General features: G+C 64.7%; 15 protein-coding genes. 9 read left to right on the top strand and 6 right to left on the bottom strand.

Annotation, left to right across the window (positions count from 1 at the left end; all coding sequences use genetic code 11):
- Window positions 1–74 precede the first annotated feature (74 nt).
- Window positions 75–1,613, top strand: a complete 1,539-nt coding sequence (locus J8I29_RS12630; RefSeq protein WP_209431894.1) for a rhomboid family intramembrane serine protease — start codon at window positions 75–77, stop codon at window positions 1,611–1,613.
- 24 nt (window positions 1,614–1,637) lie between these two features.
- On the opposite strand, the gene J8I29_RS12625 is transcribed toward J8I29_RS12630, so the two are convergent.
- The gene (locus J8I29_RS12625; RefSeq protein ID WP_209431893.1) at window positions 1,638–2,963 is read right to left on the bottom strand and encodes a dihydroorotase; all 1,326 of its coding nucleotides are present in this window, start codon (window positions 2,961–2,963) and stop codon (window positions 1,638–1,640) included.
- A 289-nt stretch (window positions 2,964–3,252) separates the two neighbouring features.
- Here J8I29_RS12625 and J8I29_RS12620 point away from each other — a divergent pair, with 289 nt between their 5' ends.
- Both J8I29_RS12620 and J8I29_RS12615 read left to right on the top strand, forming a co-directional pair.
- Window positions 3,253–4,098 carry a folate-binding protein YgfZ gene (locus tag J8I29_RS12620; protein WP_209431892.1) on the top strand — a complete coding sequence of 282 codons (846 nt, stop codon included), beginning with the start codon at window positions 3,253–3,255 and terminating at the stop codon, window positions 4,096–4,098.
- A 335-nt stretch (window positions 4,099–4,433) separates the two neighbouring features.
- A complete protein-coding gene (locus J8I29_RS12615; protein WP_105862335.1) occupies window positions 4,434–5,024 on the top strand; it encodes a hypothetical protein in 591 nt (196 codons plus the stop codon).
- On the opposite strand, the gene J8I29_RS12610 is transcribed toward J8I29_RS12615, so the two are convergent.
- Window positions 5,006–6,016: an LLM class flavin-dependent oxidoreductase gene (locus tag J8I29_RS12610; protein WP_105862591.1), complete on the bottom strand. Its 1,011-nt coding sequence runs from the start codon at window positions 6,014–6,016 to the stop codon at window positions 5,006–5,008. The genes J8I29_RS12615 and J8I29_RS12610 overlap by 19 nt on opposite strands.
- Window positions 6,017–6,164: 148 nt before the next feature.
- Between J8I29_RS12610 and J8I29_RS12605 the strand changes: the two genes are divergently transcribed.
- The 3 genes from J8I29_RS12605 to J8I29_RS12595 are packed head-to-tail and all read left to right on the top strand — an operon-like array spanning window position 6,165 to window position 7,908.
- Window positions 6,165–6,782 carry a DNA-3-methyladenine glycosylase I gene (locus J8I29_RS12605; protein ID WP_105862336.1) on the top strand — a complete coding sequence of 206 codons (618 nt, stop codon included), beginning with the start codon at window positions 6,165–6,167 and terminating at the stop codon, window positions 6,780–6,782.
- Window positions 6,783–6,784: 2 nt separating this feature from the next.
- On the top strand, window positions 6,785–7,393 hold the full coding sequence (locus J8I29_RS12600) for an HD family hydrolase (RefSeq protein WP_209431891.1): 609 nt from the start codon (window positions 6,785–6,787) through the stop codon (window positions 7,391–7,393).
- 5 nt (window positions 7,394–7,398) lie between these two features.
- Window positions 7,399–7,908, top strand: coding sequence for a protein tyrosine phosphatase (locus tag J8I29_RS12595; RefSeq protein ID WP_105862338.1), 510 nt, complete (start codon window positions 7,399–7,401; stop codon window positions 7,906–7,908).
- A gap of 186 nt (window positions 7,909–8,094) precedes the next feature.
- Here J8I29_RS12595 and J8I29_RS12590 read toward each other — a convergent pair whose 3' ends face one another.
- The 3 genes from J8I29_RS12590 to J8I29_RS12580 all read right to left on the bottom strand — a co-directional run bounded on the left by J8I29_RS12590 (window position 8,095) and on the right by J8I29_RS12580 (window position 12,670).
- Window positions 8,095–8,631, bottom strand: a complete 537-nt coding sequence (locus J8I29_RS12590) for a hypothetical protein (protein WP_209431890.1) — start codon at window positions 8,629–8,631, stop codon at window positions 8,095–8,097.
- Window positions 8,632–8,637: 6 nt separating this feature from the next.
- A complete protein-coding gene (locus J8I29_RS12585) occupies window positions 8,638–11,424 on the bottom strand; it encodes a DUF2339 domain-containing protein (protein ID WP_209431889.1) in 2,787 nt (928 codons plus the stop codon).
- Window positions 11,425–11,695: 271 nt separating this feature from the next.
- On the bottom strand, window positions 11,696–12,670 hold the full coding sequence (locus J8I29_RS12580; RefSeq protein WP_348536011.1) for a LysR family transcriptional regulator: 975 nt from the start codon (window positions 12,668–12,670) through the stop codon (window positions 11,696–11,698).
- Between the two features lie 55 nt (window positions 12,671–12,725).
- Here J8I29_RS12580 and J8I29_RS12575 point away from each other — a divergent pair, with 55 nt between their 5' ends.
- The 3 genes from J8I29_RS12575 (at window position 12,726) to J8I29_RS12565 (ending at window position 15,689) form a co-directional block, all read left to right on the top strand.
- Window positions 12,726–13,523: a glucose 1-dehydrogenase gene (locus J8I29_RS12575; RefSeq protein ID WP_209431888.1), complete on the top strand. Its 798-nt coding sequence runs from the start codon at window positions 12,726–12,728 to the stop codon at window positions 13,521–13,523.
- A 167-nt stretch (window positions 13,524–13,690) separates the two neighbouring features.
- A complete protein-coding gene (locus J8I29_RS12570; protein WP_209431887.1) occupies window positions 13,691–14,662 on the top strand; it encodes an aldo/keto reductase in 972 nt (323 codons plus the stop codon).
- 163 nt (window positions 14,663–14,825) lie between these two features.
- Complete coding sequence (locus tag J8I29_RS12565) at window positions 14,826–15,689, top strand: alpha/beta hydrolase (protein WP_209431886.1); 864 nt, start codon at window positions 14,826–14,828, stop codon at window positions 15,687–15,689.
- A 116-nt stretch (window positions 15,690–15,805) separates the two neighbouring features.
- On the opposite strand, the gene J8I29_RS12560 is transcribed toward J8I29_RS12565, so the two are convergent.
- Window positions 15,806–17,191, bottom strand: coding sequence for a cell wall hydrolase (locus J8I29_RS12560; protein ID WP_209431885.1), 1,386 nt, complete (start codon window positions 17,189–17,191; stop codon window positions 15,806–15,808).
- Window positions 17,192–17,198 lie beyond the last annotated feature (7 nt).

Here is a 17,198-nt window from a genome sequence, read left to right as displayed (position 1 = left end):
GCGGTGAGGTCAAAAACATAACTGACGGCGCGCCCCAGGTTGCGGCTCAGCCCCGCTTCCGGCAAAAGCGGCGCATGGATTTGCAGACCTTCCTCGCGCTCTCCGCCGGTTCCCTGTCAGCCGTGGCCATTGCCCAGGTGTTCGTAACCCGAGCCTACCGCTTTCCAGGCATCGCGATCTATCTGGCGGGGCACGCAATCGTGATCGCCATCGCCGTCGCCGGCTACCGGTTTCTGCCTGACTATTACGGTTTCCTGGCGGCCCTCGCCTTGCTGGCAATCATCGCGCCGGGGCCGCTGCTGAACCGGGCCAATCGCGAATTGCTGGCCGGCCGCAACGAACGCGCCGCCCTGCTCGCCCGCCTGGCCAGCCTCGTCCAGCCCACCTCCCAAAGTCGCTTCACGGCCAAGCTGTTCAAGGCTCTTTCCGAATCGACGCGCGAGGAACGGATCGACGCTCTCGAAGCGCTGCGCCAGACCGGCAAGCCGGATCAGGAAGTGATCCTCGACCTGCAATTGCTGCGGCAGCGCCAGGACTGGCAGGGCATCGTCGACTATCTCGCCCGCAACCCCGTGCCGGCAGGTGCAGATGCGGTCGCCTTTCCGATTCGAGCCCTTGGGGAGACCGGGCAGCTGGAGGCCATGGTGGCGACGGCTGCGCGCTATCGCGGCCTGCTGGGTACTGGACAATTGTCGACCCTGATGCTTCTCGCCTTCTGCGGACGCGTCCAGGCCACGGATTCGATGCTGGCCTCTTTCCATGCCATGCCGGTCTCCGTGAAGGCCTTCTGGCAGGCGACCGCCCTCCAGGCGGCGGCACGCGGCGAACTCGCCGAGCCGCTGCTGCGAGGCTTCGCATCCGCCGCCCTGACACCCGCCCAGCACGAGGCGATCGTCGCTCGCCTGGACAAGCCGGCGAGCCTGGCGGAGGGCCAACTCTCGCCGCAGGCGACGGCCTTCCTCGACGATTTGGAGGCGCATGTCCGTCGCAACGCGCCCCTTCGACGTACCGGCTGGCGCGCCGCTCCGGTGACCTATCTGCTGATCCTGGCCAATTGCGCCGTCTTCGGCGTGGAACTGTGGAATGGCGACACCACCGATGCCGAAAACCTGTTCCGGCTCGGGGGGTTATGGCCCGATGCGGTGGTTCGGGATCATGAATGGTGGCGTCTGCTCAGCGCCATGTTCCTGCATGCCGGCCCCGAACATCTGATCAGCAACATGATCGGGCTCCTCCTGCTCGGGCGCATGGTCGAGGCTACGGTCGGAAGCCTGCGCATGGGCCTCGTCTATCTGATCGGCGGCCTGGTCTCCATGGCCGGGGTGCTCGCCCTCACCGAGGCGGGCCTGACCCAGCCCGATGTCCTGGTCGGGGCTTCCGGCGCCATCTTCGCCCTCATCGGGGCCATCGCCCTGCGGCGCCTGTCCGACTTCCTGGCGACACGCCATATCGCCGACCGGCATAATCTCAGCCTGATCGTCATCGTGCTGCTGATCCAGGCGGCGATCGACCTTTCGCTGCCTCAGATCAGTTTCACCGCGCACGGCATCGGCTTCGTCGCCGGCATTGCCCTGGCCTGGATCTTCGGCACGGCGCACGCCAGCAGACGGTGATGTCCGCGCTTCAGTTCGGTCGTGTCAGGCCGTCCAGAAGCGTGCGGCTTCGCCGCGCGAATGTTCGTCTAGCGTGCCTTCCCACATTACCCGCGCTCCGCGTACGATGGTGCCGACCGGCCAGCCGGTGACCTCGACGCCGTCATAGGGCGTCCAGCCGCATTTGGAGGCGATCCAACCATTGCGGATGGTTTCCTTGCGCTTGAGATCGACGATGGTGAGGTCGGCATCGTAACCCACCGCGATACGGCCCTTGCCGGCCATGCCGAAGATCCGGCAGGGGCCGTGGCTGGTCAGGTCGACGAAACGTTCCAGCGACAGCCGGCCCTGGTTCACATGGTCGAGCATCACCGGCACCAGGGTCTGCACACCGGTCATGCCGGAGGGCGAATCGGGATAGGGCTTGGCCTTTTCCTCCAGCGTATGGGGCGCATGGTCCGAGCCGAGCACGTCGACGATGCCCTGGCGGATGCCCTGCCAGATACCCTCGCGATGGCCGGCGTCGCGCACCGGCGGGTTCATCTGCACCAGCGTGCCCAGCTTCTCATAGGCCTCGGGCCCGGCCAGGGTGAGATGGTGGGGCGTCGCCTCGCAGGTCACCAGGCGCTTATGCGCGCCGAGGAAGGGAATCTCGTCCGCTGTCGAGATATGCAGGACATGGATGGGCGCGCCCGTCTCTTCGGCGATGGCGACGAGGCGCCGCGTGCAATTGAGGGCTGCCTCGACATCGCGCCAGACCGGATGGGAAGATGCATCCCCCTTCGCGCGCAGGTCGCGCCGCTCACGCAGACGATATTCATCCTCCGAATGGAAGGCGGCGCGCCGCCGCGTGCGCTTAAGGATCTCGCGCACGCCCTCGTCGTCCTCGACCAGCAGCGAGCCGGTGGAAGAGCCCATGAACACCTTGATGCCGGCTGCGCCCGGCAGGCGCTCGAGCTCCGCCACATGGGGAGCATTCTCGCGAGTGCCGCCAACCCAGAAGGCGAAGTCGCAATGCATGCGATGCGTGCCACGGCGCACCTTGTCGGCCAGGGCTTCGGGCGTAATGGTGAGCGGATCGGTGTTGGGCATCTCGAACACGGTGGTGACGCCGCCCATCACCGCCGCCCGCGAGCCCGATTCGAGGTCTTCCTTATGCGTCGGCCCCGGTTCGCGGAAATGCACCTGGCTGTCGATCACACCCGGCAGGATGGTGAGACCGGTGCAATCGATCATCTCGCCTGCGCTGGCTTGCGACAAGTCCCCGAGCACCGCGATGCGTCCATCCTTGACCCCGATATCGCCGCGGTGCCGGCCGTCCTGGTTGACGATCTCGCCATTGCGGAAGATGCGGTCGAAGGTCTGGGGCATGGCGCTCTCCTCGATGACAGCTGTAGCCTCGGAGGAAGGCCGGGACGCCGGACGCCCCTTCCCCCCGCAGGAGCGGGACGAGGGGGCGCAAGCGTTGAGGGGTCTCGTCGCCCTCGCCGTCTCGCCCAATCCTCATGCTGGCGCATATGGATGATGCCGCCCCTCTCAGCGAACGGGAAGGCGATGCCGTCTTATCCTGTCCTCCGAACCGTGTCGACAATCCGCCGCCTCTTCACGCCGCGCACGAGGATTGCCATATAGGGGATGCTGAAAACGGGACTGCCCTGCCATGATCCACCTGCCCGACCGCGCCGTGCTCCGCCTCAGCGGAGAGGATGCGCGATCCTGGTTCGCCAATCTCGTCACCTGCGACATCGCCCATCTCGAACCCGGCCAAGGACGATGGGGGGCGTTGCTGACACCGCAGGGCAAGATCCTGTTCGATTTCCTGGCGACGATCGGCGAGGACGGGCTCTATCTCGATACGGATGCCGCGCTGGCGGCGGACTTCGCCAAACGGCTCAATTTCTATCGGCTGCGTGCCAAGGTGACGGTCGAGACGCTGTCGCCGGCCTGGGCCGTCTACGCTGCCCTGCCCCCTGAAAGCGTCGACATCGAGGGTGCTCTCGCCTTCCCGGATCCCCGGCGCTCCGAGCTCGGGCTTCGCATTCTCGCGCCGGCCGCCGCCATGTCAGACGACAGGGCCGCGGCCTATCACGCTCACCGCATCGAGCTCGGCGTTCCCGAAGGCGGCAAGGATTTTCGCTTCGGCGACGCCTTCCCGCACGAGGTACTGATGGACATGCTCGCCGGCGTCGACTTCAAGAAGGGCTGCTTCGTCGGCCAGGAAGTCGTCAGCCGCATGCAGCATCGCGGCACGGCGCGCAGCCGCATCGTGCCGGTCGCCGGCACGACCGCCCTGCCGGCTGCCGGCACCGAGATCCGCATCGGCGACCGGCCGGCGGGCACGCTCGGTTCCACGGCCGGCATGAGGGGGTTGGCCCTGCTTCGGCTCGACCGGGTGGAAGAAGGGCTGGCCGCCGGCGAAAGCCTGACGGCCGAGGGCCTTGCCCTGGCGGTCGACAAGCCATCATGGTGGGCCGGGCCGAGCGAGGCGCACAAGGCGACGGCCTGAGGCTCCCGCCTCGTCGCGTGCGAGAGTACATTCCCGCCTTGAGTGCAGGGGCGCTCCGGCGACGTGCCAGCAGAGCTCGCTCGCGGATACCCGTCCCAGAGAAAACTCGGCCGGCTCTCACGCAGTTGACCAGAAAGGGTGCCGCACGGCACCGTATCCGCCCGCCGTGAAGCGGTCTTCCCCAACACCCTGTCCTGTCTGTCTTGCTCCCGTGGTGATTCCGGGCAATTCTGGGGAAGTAGTTTCATACCCGCCCGCGCGCGGGACTCTTCGCGAGTATGCCGGCATCGTGGCTGCAATGGCATGCCGCCGCCTCTCAAGCGCGAGGATGCTCCGTGAACCAGTCCCACGCCTTCGATCCCACCGTCCTCAGCCATGTCCGCACGGTGATCAGCATCATCGTCGGCCTCAGCATGGGCCGCCTGCTCACCGGCCTTGCCCGCTTCGTCCAGCATCCGCGCCAGCACAAGATCTACGGCGTCCACCTGGTGTGGACCTTCTTCATGCTGATTCAGATCATCTCGTTCTGGTGGTGGGAATTCCACCTGGTCAACGTGCAGTGGAGCTTCCCGCTTTATGGCTTCGTCGCCTTCTATGCGAGCGTATTCTTCTTCATGTGTACGATGCTCTTTCCGGACACCATGTACGAATACAAGGGCTTCGAGGACTATTTCATGTCTCGCCGGAAATGGTTTTTCGGCATCCTGATCGGCACCTTCTTCCTCGACATCATCGACACTTTCATCAAGGGAAGAGATTATACCGCAGCGCTCGGCCCTGAATACTGGGTACGCTTCGCCCTCTACACTACCGGCTGTGCCGCCGCGATCCTGATATCCAACCAGCGTTTTCAGCTCGCCTTCGCCATCCTGGCGCTGCTCGGTGAAATCGCCTGGGCGCTCGGCCTCTACGACACGCTGACCTGAGCCGGCGCGGCAATCAGCTGCTCAGCGAGGATTTCGTAGGAGCGCTTGGTCTTCTCATGGTCGAAGATCATGTTGGTGGCGATGATCTCGTCGGCACCGGTGCGGGCGACGAATGCCTCGATGCCCGCCTTGACGGTCGCCGGGGAGCCGACCACCGAGACATGGTTCATGTGCTGCAGCGTCGCGCGACCGACGGCATCGAGAGTCTCCTCGTAATTCTCGACCGGCGGCTGGATCAGGCCCGGCCGCCCCGTACGCAGGCTGACGAAGGCCTGAAGCCGCGAGCTCTGGAGGAAGTGGGCCTCCTCGTCGGTGTCGGCGGCGACCACGTTCATGCCCAGCATGACATAGGGCTTGTCGAGATATTCGGAGGGCTCGAAGCGGCCGCGATAGATGGCGATCGCTCCTTCGAGATCGGCCGCCGCGAAATGCGAAGCGAACGCAAAAGGCAGGCCCAGCATGGCGGCCAGCTGTGCCCCGAACAGACTGGAACCGAGGATCCACACCGGCACCTCCAGCCCTGCCCCCGGCACGGCCTGCACACGCTGGTCAGGGCTGGCCGGCTTGAAATAGTTCATCAATTCGATGACGTCGCGCGGAAAGGCATCAATCTCGGCGTTGAGATTGCGGCGCAATGCCTGCGCGGTGATCTGGTCGGTGCCGGGCGCCCTGCCCACCCCGAGATCGATGCGCCCGGGATGCAGGGCCGCCAGCGTGCCGAAGGCCTCGGCCACCATCAAGGGTGCATGGTTGGGCAGCATGATGCCGCCGGCCCCCAGGCGGATGGTGGAGGTGCCGGAGGCGACATGGGCGAGCGCCACCGCGGTGGCGGCGCTGGCGATCCCCGGCATGTTGTGATGCTCGGCCAGCCACAGCCTGTTATAGCCGAGCCGCTCGACATGCCGGGCAAGGTCCAGCGAATTATGGAGGGCCTGCCCGGCATTGCTGCCGACGGCGATGGGCGAAAGGTCGAGGACTGAAATCGGGATCATGAAAAGGGCACGGCAAAATTCGATGACGATCGAATTAATATAGGTGGCTTTGCCGCCCTGGCAAGGAAGGGTGCAGGCCGCCGCCTCTACGATCACGAAATGTTCTTCCCTCTTCCCGAGTCGGCTTTCGCCATGGCAAGAAGGCGGCATGGAACGCACAGTCATTCTGCACGCCGACGGCAAGCAACGCTGTCCCTGGCCGGGGCTCGATCCCTTCTATGTCGCCTATCACGACGAAGAATGGGGAGTGCCGGAATATGACAGCCGGGCGCTGTTCGAAAAGCTCATCCTCGACGGCTTCCAGGCCGGCCTGTCCTGGATCACCATTTTGCGCAAGCGCGAGCGCTTCCGCGAGGTGTTCGATGGCTTCGAGCCCGCCAGGATCGTACAGTACGGACCCGAAAAGGTGGCGGCCTTGATGGCCGATCCCGGCATCGTGCGCAATCGCGCCAAGGTGGAGGGTACCATCATCGCGGCTCGGCTCTGGCTGGAAATCGAGGAAAAGCAGGGCTTCTCGCACTATCTGTGGGACTTCCTCGACGGCCGCCCCCTGCAGAACACCTTGCGCACCACGGCCGACGTCCAGGCTGAGACGCCGCTGTCTCAGAAGATTTCCAAGGATCTCAAGGCGCGCGGCTTCAAGTTCGTGGGTCCCACCATCGTCTACGCCTTCATGCAGGCGGTCGGCATGGTCAACGACCATCTCGTCGACTGTTTCCGCTATGCCGAATGCGCCGAGCTCGGCAAGGCGGGACATCCGGGCTGACAATGGCACGCGCAGGCAAAGCCACTCCCCACCGGGCCTGGCAGCGCATGCTGTCGGGGCGACGGCTCGATTTGCTCGACCCCTCCCCGCTCGACATCGAGATCGAGGATATCGCCCATGGGCTGGCCCGGGTGGCGCGCTGGAACGGCCAGACCAGCGGCGACGCCATCTTCTCGGTGGCCCAGCACAGCGTGCTCGTGCTCGACGTGCTCGATGCGATGGAGCCCGCCCAGCCCGACGCCGTGCGATTGATGGTGCTGCTGCACGATGCGCCCGAATATGTGATCGGCGACATGATCTCGCCGTTCAAGGCGGTGATCGGCGAGAGCTACAGACATGTGGAGGCCCGCCTGCTCGGTGCCATCCATCTGCGCTTCGGCCTGCCGGCCGTTCCCCCTCCGGCGATCAAGGCGCTGACCAAGAAGGCCGATACGGTAGCCGCCTTTCTCGAGGCAACCCAGCTTGCCGGCTTCGGCATCGAGGAATCCTGCCGGATCTTCGGCGATCCCCGCCCTTTGCCCCGGCCGATGGACCAGGCCAGGCTGGTGCCTTTGCCGGCGGCGGAAGCGCAGCGGGCCTTCCTCGATCGTTTTTCCCAGATCTTCCGGTAATCGCCATGCAAATCAATGTCTGTTCGCTCTCCCGCCTCGAAGCCACTGTCGCAGCCACCGGCGCCCGCCAGATCCTGACCCTGATCAATGCCGGCACCAAGGTGATCAGGCCGGTCACGGTGGAGGAAAACCGTCACCTGTTCCTGAGCATGAACGACATCGTCGAACTGGCGGAAGAAGGCCAGATCCTGCCGGGCGAGGATCACCTCTCCCAGCTTCTCGCCTTCGCCAGAGCCTGGGACCAGGCGACGCCGCTGGTGGTACATTGCTATGCCGGCGTCAGCCGCTCGACCGCCGCGGCCTTCACGGTGGCTTGCGCTCTCAACCCCACATTGGATGAACACGAACTCGCCCAGACCATTCGCAGGCTGTCACCGACCGCCACCCCCAACCGCCGCATCGTGGCTCTGGCCGACATGCGCCTGGGCAGAAACGGCCGCATGCTCGCCGCCATCGACGCCATCGGACGCGGCGAGGACTGCTTCGAGGGGGTGCCTTTCGCCTTGCAATTATAGGGCGTGCCGTCACGAAAGCGCCGCCCGGCGATACGGCAAAAAAGAAGCCCGGCATGGAGCCAGGCCAAGGGAAGGTCAAACATCGCATCGCTGTCGGGGAACGGACAGCTCGATGGCCGCGACCATGGCGCAGGTCCATGACGGGCCGATGACGCCGTTTCACGCGGCAGTCCGTGCCGCGAGCAATCAGCTGTCGGCTCGCCAGCTTGCCGGATCCGCGTAGGGCGAACCACCCACAGCGGCATAGAGCTCGCGGTTGCGCCGCCAGTCGGGGTGATAGTTGCGCAGCATGAAGATGCGGAAACGTTCGGCGGCCGAGGCTCGGGCCTCGGGCGTGACATAGCCGGCATCCTCGGCGGCCAGTGCTTCCAGAGCGCCGAGATCATGGTCGGGGGTGCGCAGGCGCAGCACGGAGAACTCGCCGCTGACATCGCTTTCATAGGCGAACGCCCAATCCACGCCCGCGCCCTGCAGCCGCCCGACGGCCGAAACAAAGGCAGGATCGGCGGCCCAGGCCGCCCGCCTTGCCTCATGGGCGGCCTCGAGCCGAGCGACCTCCTCGGGCGGCGGATTACCCTGCGTTCGATCGAGCCAGATATCGTCAACCAGACTGCCGTGGTTTTGGTACTGTAGGGCAAACCTGTTCACGGCGAGGTTCAGCAGGACGATTTCCGGCCTGAGACGCTGCAGGACACTGTCGGGACAGGGCGCGATTTCATTCATTCGCGGCTACGGCTTCAATTCCTGCTCCGACCCGGGTTTGGGTCCGAACAACAGGCGCTGATAGACGAGGCCGATGCCGATCAAGGCAACACCGAGCCCCATGAAGGACAAGGCGCGCCAGATGCCTTCCAGCTCCGACATGTCGAACAGGAAGGCTTTGGCGACCGCCAGCATGATCACGATGGCCGAGCCCAAGCGGATGGCCCGCACCTTCGCGCCGATGCCGAGGCCGAGCAGCACCAGGCCATAGAGCAGCCAGGCGATGGTATAGCCCCAGTTCTCGGCGGAGGAGACCGAGACGAAATCAGGCACGCCGTCGGCAAAGATCTTGCGCACCTCCAGCGTGACATAGGTGAAGCCGAGCACGAAGGCACAGATCCCGCATAGCAGCGCGAAGGGTGCGTTCTCCATCCCCGGGTTCTTCGGTTCATCCTTGCCGGCGCCGCGGCCATACCAGTGCCAGAACAGCGCCGCCGCTCCTGCCAGCAGCGCTGGCAGGGCATAGCCGGGCAGCAAGGTGTTGAAGAGGGCGCCGCCGCCGATCATCTCGCCGCTGACCACGGGATTGGCGGTGATCATTGGCCCCGAGACCGTCAGGGAAAGCGCGATGATGACGCTGATCGGTGCCGCTGCCCGGTAGACCGGGCTGGTGGTCGCCCCGGAGCGATAGACCAGCGCCATAGAGGCCGCAAAGGCAAGCGCGGTATAGAGTCCGGCCTCGGCGAGGGACATGCCGGGATGAGCGGCTTCCTCCGCTCCACGCAGGCCGAGGCGGATGGCGAAGACCACCGCCACGCAGGCGAGCAGGATGGCACCAAAATCGAGGATGGCGGCTGGCATGTCGGCCTTGCGCCGGCGCAGGAGGATGCCGCCATAATAGAACGCCGCCGCCGGTATGGCATAGCGCAGCAGGATATCCTGCCAATCCGGGAAGCGCTCGAGGCCGGCGTCGGCCAGGGTCCAGGCTCCGCCCATGCGCGCCAGCACCAGCAGGACGAAGCCGGCGGCACACCAGCGCAGGGCAGGCAGCGGCCGCAGGGTGGAGACCCAGGCCGCACCGAGCGCCGACAGGCCGAACGCCAGTGTGAGCGGGGAATCGGCGATCAGGAAGGTGAGCGTCAGCGCTATCGCCGAGGCGCTGGCCACGGCATGGAGGGAGGAGCCGGCTCCAGGTGTCCCGTCCTGCTCCGTCTGCGTCTCCAGCCGCAGGAAACGCTCGGTCGTCGCGGCAAAGAGCACCGCAAGACCGGCCGCCACGGCCCCGAAGGGCAGGCTGGCGCGCAAGCTCTCGATGCGCAGATAGGCGATGGCCAGCGCGAAGATCGGGGTTGCCGTCCCCGCCAGCGCCAGGGCCAGGGCCGGCCGTTGCGGCCTGGGATGGCGCATCAGGCTGATCGTGGTGGCCAGCAGCAGCACGGCAGCCGGAACGATCGCGATCTCGATATAGGCCTGGAGGGCATCCGGCATCAGGAAAGGCAGATAGAGGTGGCCCGGCACCACCACCAGCGGCTCGGCTGCGAGCTGCCCGTCGATCGGCCAGATCCACAGGCAGGTGAGCCCGGCGAGGCCGGCAATCACGGCTGCCGGGGCAAGCGCGTCGAAGGCGAGCGCCGCCGCCAGCGCCAGTGCCATCACGATCAGCAAGGTGGCAAGCGAGGCATGCCCGAACACGTCGGCGCCGGCGAAGGAGACGGCCAGGATCGCGAGGCCGGCGACCGCGCCCAGGCCGACGGGATCGAAGCTCTGATAGGCCTTGCCGTGATGAGGCTCGTAGATCAGCACCGCGCCGATCAGGGCCGACAAAGCGAGGATGTAGAACACCATGGCGCCGGTGTCCTCGCCCATGATGCTGCCCAGGACGAAGCCATAGCAGAAGGCGGCGAGACCGGCTGCGATGGCGAGCCAGCGCCAGAGCCGAATGCGGGCCAACATGAAGGCGGCTGCGGTCACCACCACGACATAGAGGGCGAGAGCCCAGGGGTTGGGCTGGTTCGAGGAGACCAGCAAGGGAGCGCCATAGGCGCCGACAAGGCCCAGCCCGGCGAGCCAGGGACCATGCAGCGCCGCCGCATACATGGTGGCGATGCCGACCAGGCCGAGCAGCACGAAGGCCTGGGCCGGGCTGAGGAATTCATAGAGCGCATAGGCGGCATAGACGGTCGCAAACAGGGCGACCGTGCCCGCGGCCGTGACCACGCCGGGAATATAGACGGCCTGCCCTGCGGCGGGCGCCACGGGACGGCGCCTCAGATATTCGCCACCCCCAATCAGGGCCAGGGAGAAGACGAGCCCCGCCAGGATGCGCGCGCCGGGGCCGAGAAGCTCCTCCTCGACGGCATACCGCACCAGGAAGGCACCGCCGAGCGCCAGCGCCAGCCCGCCGACCCAGACAGCCCAGCGCGTTCCGAGCTTCTCCTCCAGGCTGACCTTCGGCTTAGGGGGCGCCGAGCGGCGCGCAGCCTGCGCGGAAGCGGCCGCCACCGGCTCCGGCCGTGCCTGCGGCGGTGGCGGCTCGACGGCCGGCGGCGTCTCGGCAGGCACGGCAGCGGGAACCGGAGCAACCGCTTCCCGCACGGGCTCGGCGGCCTTTCTCTCCTCCGCCGGCGCTGCCGGCGTAGCGGCCCTGGCGGCATCGACCGGCACCGGGCGTTGGCCCGCCAGATGGCGAACCCTTTCCTCCAGGTCCTGCACCCTGCGCCTGAGGCCGAGCGTCATTACGAAGGCGACGATCGCCAGCACCGGAAAGGCGAGCACCAGGAGGCCGATGAAGAGGAAGGCACTTTCTTCGGACATGCTCACCCATGACTGGTCATTGCAGCGCAGGCGTCGCGCGATTCTTGGTTCAACGTCTTTGCGAAACTGGCCGAACAAATCGCAAAATACGGCAGGCGACAAGTGCGGGCGATCGGCCCGGCAATTGAAGCTGCACAACACCCGCATCGGCGAAACAAAATCACCCTGTCCACAATCGCAACTATGGTGTCAGCCATATGCGCGAATCCGGATCCTGGATATCCCGCCGGTTACAGGTGCTGAACGCAAGACTGTCGTTTCCTCCCAGCCATCAACCGGACGAAACCCGCAGAAAATCAACGAGCACGCGCAGCGCAGCCGGCATCTGGCGACGTCCGGGATAGTAGAGGAAGAATCCCGGATAGGGCAGACACCAAGCCTCCAATACCCGTAGAAGACGACCTGAATCCAAATGCTCCTGTATGTGCTGTTCAATGCAATAGGCAACTCCGACGCCATCCAGCGCCGCGGATATCATCAGGTCGGGATCGCCAAGAATGAGCGGCCCATCCACCGCCACATTGAACGCCCGCCCGTCCTGATCGAATTCCCAGCGATAAAGCCCCCCTTGAGTAGTCTGGCGATATCCGATGCACCGATGGCGATGCAGGTCCCGCGGGGTCTCCGGCGGCGGAAAACGATCAAAATAATCGGGCGAGGCTACGACCGCCGTGCGCAGATCGGAAGTAACACGCACCGCGATCATATCGCGCTCAAGGCTTTCCCCGAGCCTGATACCAGCGTCATATTCTTGGCGAATAATGTCGACAAAGCCGTTCTCAGCCTCGATCTCCAACACGACGTCGGGATAAAGATCGCTGAACGCACGGAACTTCGGAGCGAGCACGCGAACAGCAACAGCCCGCGGCACGCTGATACGAACGGTTCCTGCTGGATGGTCACGAAACGCATTGAGCGTCTCGATCGCAGTTTCGATACTGGCGAAGGCTGGTGCGACCTGTCGCAGCAGCGCGTGTCCGGCAGCGGTCAGAGATACCGTCCGGGTGGTTCGGTTGATCAGCCGCACGCCAAGCCTTTGTTCCAGCGAGCGTAGAGAGTGAGAGAGCGTCGACGGCGTCAAGTTCAGTCGCACGGCAGCCCGGCGGAAACCGCCTTCCTCCGCGATGGCCACAAAGGCCGTTAACTCGCCAATTTCCCCTGCTCGCATGATTGATGAATCATGCCCATCAACTCGTGCAAAACAAGATGGATAATTTCGAACAATGAGGTCGGGTAGGATTTCCATATCGCGTTCGTGACGTAGCCGCGAACTGGGCATCCTTCTTCCATGAGACCTCAAAATGCCGGAAATTACTCAAGAGCCCTCTCCTGAAACCCGCCGTCTTCAAGGACGCGTGGCCATTGTTACCGGCGCCGGAAGCGGTATCGGCCGAGCCGCCGCGCTGGCCTTTGCTCGCGAGGGCGCCAATGTCGTGGTGGCGGGCCGCCGCGTGAGGGAAATCGAGGAAACGGCCGGCGCACTGGAGGCGGAAGGCGTAAAAGCTCTGGCTATACCCACCGATGTTTCACGAAGCGGCGATATCGAGGCATTGATCGCAAATACGGTTCGACATTTTGGACGCCTCGACTGCGCCTTCAACAATGCCGGGATAGAAGGCGTCTTCGCGCCGATCACCGACCTGTCGGAAGAGGATTTCGACCAGGTGATCGCCACCAATCTGAAGGGCGTCTGGCTGGCGGTAAAGCACCAGGTCGCCGCCATGTTGCAGCAAGGCACGGGCGGCGCGATCGTCAACACCTCGTCTTGGCTGGCCAAAGGCGCGCTCCCCGGCTCCTCGGTCTACTCGGCGAGCAAGGGCGCACTCGACGCGATGATCCAGGCAGTTGCCCTCGAGGTGGCGGAGCGGAACATTCGAATCAACAATGTGAATCCGGGGATCATCGATACTCCGATGCTGCGCCGTTTCGTGAATGATGAAACCGCCAAGCCCTGGATCGATTTCACGCCCGCCAAGCGTCTTGGCCGGCCGGCTGACATTGGCGATGTAGCGATGTGGCTTTGCACCGACGAGGCGCGCTTCGTGACAGGGCAATCGCTGTTGGTCGACGGCGGCTACACGATTGCCGGTATGCGCTGACGGGCCGCTTCGATCAGGCCCCGTTTTGCAGACGCAGCCATGATCCGGGTTGCCAGCCTCACGCTGCAAGCTGTTTCGCCTGGACTGTGATGCCCGGTGCCCGCGTGATCTGGCTCCGCGCCGTTTCCAATCCTTCGTGTAGCTGACGGATGCCAAAAGGAAAACGCATGGAGTACATTCGACTTGGCCGCAGTGGCCTCAAAGTCTCCCGCTTATGTCTCGGCTGCATGACCTATGGCGATCCAACGTGGAGACCGTGGGTTTTGCGGGAAGACGAAGCGCGCCCCTTCATACGGGATGGGCTGGAAGCCGGAATCAATTTCTTCGACACTGCCAATATCTACTCGGCCGGGGAAAGCGAGCGTATTCTCGGCCGAGCCATCAAGGATTTCGGCCGCCGTGACGATGCGGTGATCGCAACGAAAGCCTATTTTCCCACGGGAGGTGGCGCAAATGATCGCGGCCTGTCTCGCAAACATATTCTGGCCAGCATCGACGCCTCTCTCCAGCGTTTGAACACGGATTTCATCGATATCTTCGTCATTCACCGCTTCGATCCGCATACCCCGATCGAAGAAACGGCGGAAGCGCTGGATACGGCGGTGCGCGTCGGCAAGATCCGCTATCTCGGCGCGTCGTCGATGCATGCCTGGCAATTCATGAAGTTCCTGGCGTTTCAGCGGTACAACCGGCTGGCCTCCTTCATAACCATGCAGAGCCAATACAATCTGATGACCCGCGAGGATGAGCAGGAGCTGATCCCGCTCTGTCAGGAGGAGGGAATTGGCTTGACGCCATGGTCGCCGCTTGGTCGCGGCCTTCTGGCGGGATCACATCGGGCAGAGACATTACGGGCCGGAACCGACGAGCAAGTCACGCAATGGTACGACGGACGCAAGGAAGTCGACGAGACCATCGCCGCGGTGGAGAAGGTAGCAGACACCCGCGGCCTTCCGCCTGCACGGATCGCTCTGGCATGGGTTCTTTCCAGACACGGCATAACCGCGCCGATCCTAGGCCTGTCAAAGCCTCATCACCTTTCCGATGCGCTGGGCGCTCTTCAACTTGTCCTTTCCGGTGACGAAGTCGGTTTGCTTGAAGCGCCCCTCAACGCCCGAAAGATACCGGCGCGATGGTAGGCATCCGATAGCCGAAATCGGCCGGGCAGGCTTCTGTCATACACGCGTCGAGTTTACAGCTATTCTCGGTTCCGGACCGGCTCAAGGGCGTCCCCCACCACGGGCGCCCATCATATATGTCGGGGATGGCAACTGTTCCATCGAGAGAATTGGAAGGCAAACCATGGAGCACCTGACCCTCGAAGCGAGCGGAACCCACTTCCATGTCGTGCGCACCGGCCGAGGGCCGGCGCTCCTATTGCTGCATGGATGGCCGGAATTCTGGTTGGCCTGGGAGCCTGTGATGCACAGACTCGCCGACCGCTACACACTTGTCGCACCCGACCTGCGTGGTTTCGGCGACAGCGGCAAACCCAGCGGTCCATTCGGTCCCGACGGACACGCCGGTGACATGCTGGCCTTGATCGACCTGCTCGGCATAGATCGGATTGGCGTCATTGGGCACGATGTCGGCGGCGCTGTCATGCAGTCGCTTGCCCGCCTTGCGCCGGCGCGGCTCGCAGGCCTCTTTTTCTTCGACTTCGTCTACCCCGGCATCGGGCCGCGCATGGCCGCGCCCGATCGGCTAAATGAAATTTGGTATCAATCTTTCAACCAGATGGAAATGGCGCCGGAACTCATCGGAGCAACGCGCGAGAGCTGTCGAGCCTATATCGGCCATTTCCTGCGCCACTGGGCGAATCGCAAAGACGCGCATGACGACGTGCTGGATGTCTACGTCGACAATTTCCTAAAGCCCGGCAACCTCAAAGGCGGCTTCGCCCACTATAGAGCTTCCCATGCCGGCCGCATTGCCATGATGAAGGGTGAGGCGCCGCCGCTTCCCCCTATATCGATACCGACATGCGTGCGCTGGGCAGAGCATGACCCATTATTTCCCTATGCCTGGACTGATCGACTGAAGGATACTTTTCTCGATCTCGATCTCGCTCCGTTTCCCGGCGTGGGCCATTTTCCGCATCGCGAGGACCCGGACCGCGCGGCACAGGAGATCGATGCGTTCTTCTCACGCTTGCAAGGGCGCTAAGGCAGTTCGGCAGGCGGTCTTGCGCCTTCGTCAGTGAATCGCGGATTCGGCATCCGCTCCTGCCGGGACGAGAAGCCGATAAGCCCGATCGCTTTCGTATTCTTGAACTCCCGCTGTTAGGCCCACCATTTGACGCGGTAGAAGATATGCTTGCCGATCTTGTCCTTCTCCCGCATGTCGCGCACCCAGCGCGGGCGGACATAATTGGCGTGATAATGCGTGGCGTTGCCGACTTCGGGGATCCAGTCCTTGGCGTTCATCACCCGCTCGGCGATGACCAGAGCCTGTTCCCAGGGTTCCTTCTCGGTGACCTTGTCGGCGACGAGATCGCAGGCGAAGGAGAACTGGCAGCCGCCATAGCGCTTGTTGCTGGCGCCCTGATAGACCACGTCGCAGACATTCTTGGGATAGAAGGGTGAACGCAGGCGGTTGATGATGACCTGGGCGACGGCCACCTGCCCTTCCCGGCTCTCGCCGCGGGCCTCGAAATAGATCGCCGTCGCCAGGCACGTCTGTGCCTTGGTGAATGCCGCCGGCGGCAGGTCGAGCGGGCGGGCCTTGCCGTCGTCCAGCCCGGGCAGGCCGGCGATGCGCGATTTCTTCTGCGCATCGGTCAATCCCTCGTCGCTGCCGATTTCAGGCAGGGTCTGGGCGTCGTCCGGCGTCATCACCGGCTGTACGTTCGCCAGCGCCACCACCGGCTGGAGAGCGCCCGGCTCGGCCATGGCGAGCTCGACCGGCAGCGCCTCGTCGGCACGGGTGGTGCTGCTGGTCAGGCTGGCAAGGTCGGGGCGGCTCGCCGCCGGCGACATGCCGCCGGTCGGGGCCAGCGAATGATCGAGAGGGACGGCGCCGTCATGTCCGCCGAGTTCGGCGTCGGCGACCGAGAGCCTCTCGGCGAGCTTGGTGACGACGATGGCGCTGAGCCGGGACGGCTGGAATTGCTGCAGCCCCTCGGCGGTTTCGGGCGGCTGGAGCTTGCGCGACAGGCGCGCCATCGGCCTGGCGCCGACTTTGGGCATCAGCACATGCGGGTCGCCGGGCACCATATAGGCGACGTTCTCTCCGACACCCCGGTCCGGCCGCCTATCCCCCTTGGCGGTCCGGATGACCTCGGGCCAACTCGTCATGCCCTTCTTGGTGGCATCCCGGATCGGCGCGCTGGGCGGGCCGACATCGTCGGGAAGCGGCATGAAATCGTTTTGGCTCGGCGTCAGGGTCAGGCTGGCTGGCATGGCGCGCAGCGTGAAGCCATCGCCGAAGGCCGCCCGCGGCGCCGAACCGATATCGGCCAGGCTGAGCTGCGGCATCGCGAACAGACCGGCCCGCATCACCGAGACACGCCGCGCACCCAGCACACCCACGCCGCCCTGCAGGGCACCATGCATGCTGGCGGCAACGGCGGGGCTCGCCTGCACGGCGGTCGAGCGGCGATACATCATCGTGCTGGTGGCGCCAGCGCAGAGCAAAAGGGCGATGATGACGGGCCGGCGCAGCAGCATGGACGAG

The organism is Labrys sp. LIt4 (assembly GCF_017813775.1).
Taxonomy (GTDB): Bacteria; Pseudomonadota; Alphaproteobacteria; order Rhizobiales; family Labraceae; genus Labrys; species Labrys okinawensis_A.
This window is presented reverse-complemented; position numbering and strand designations above follow the sequence as displayed.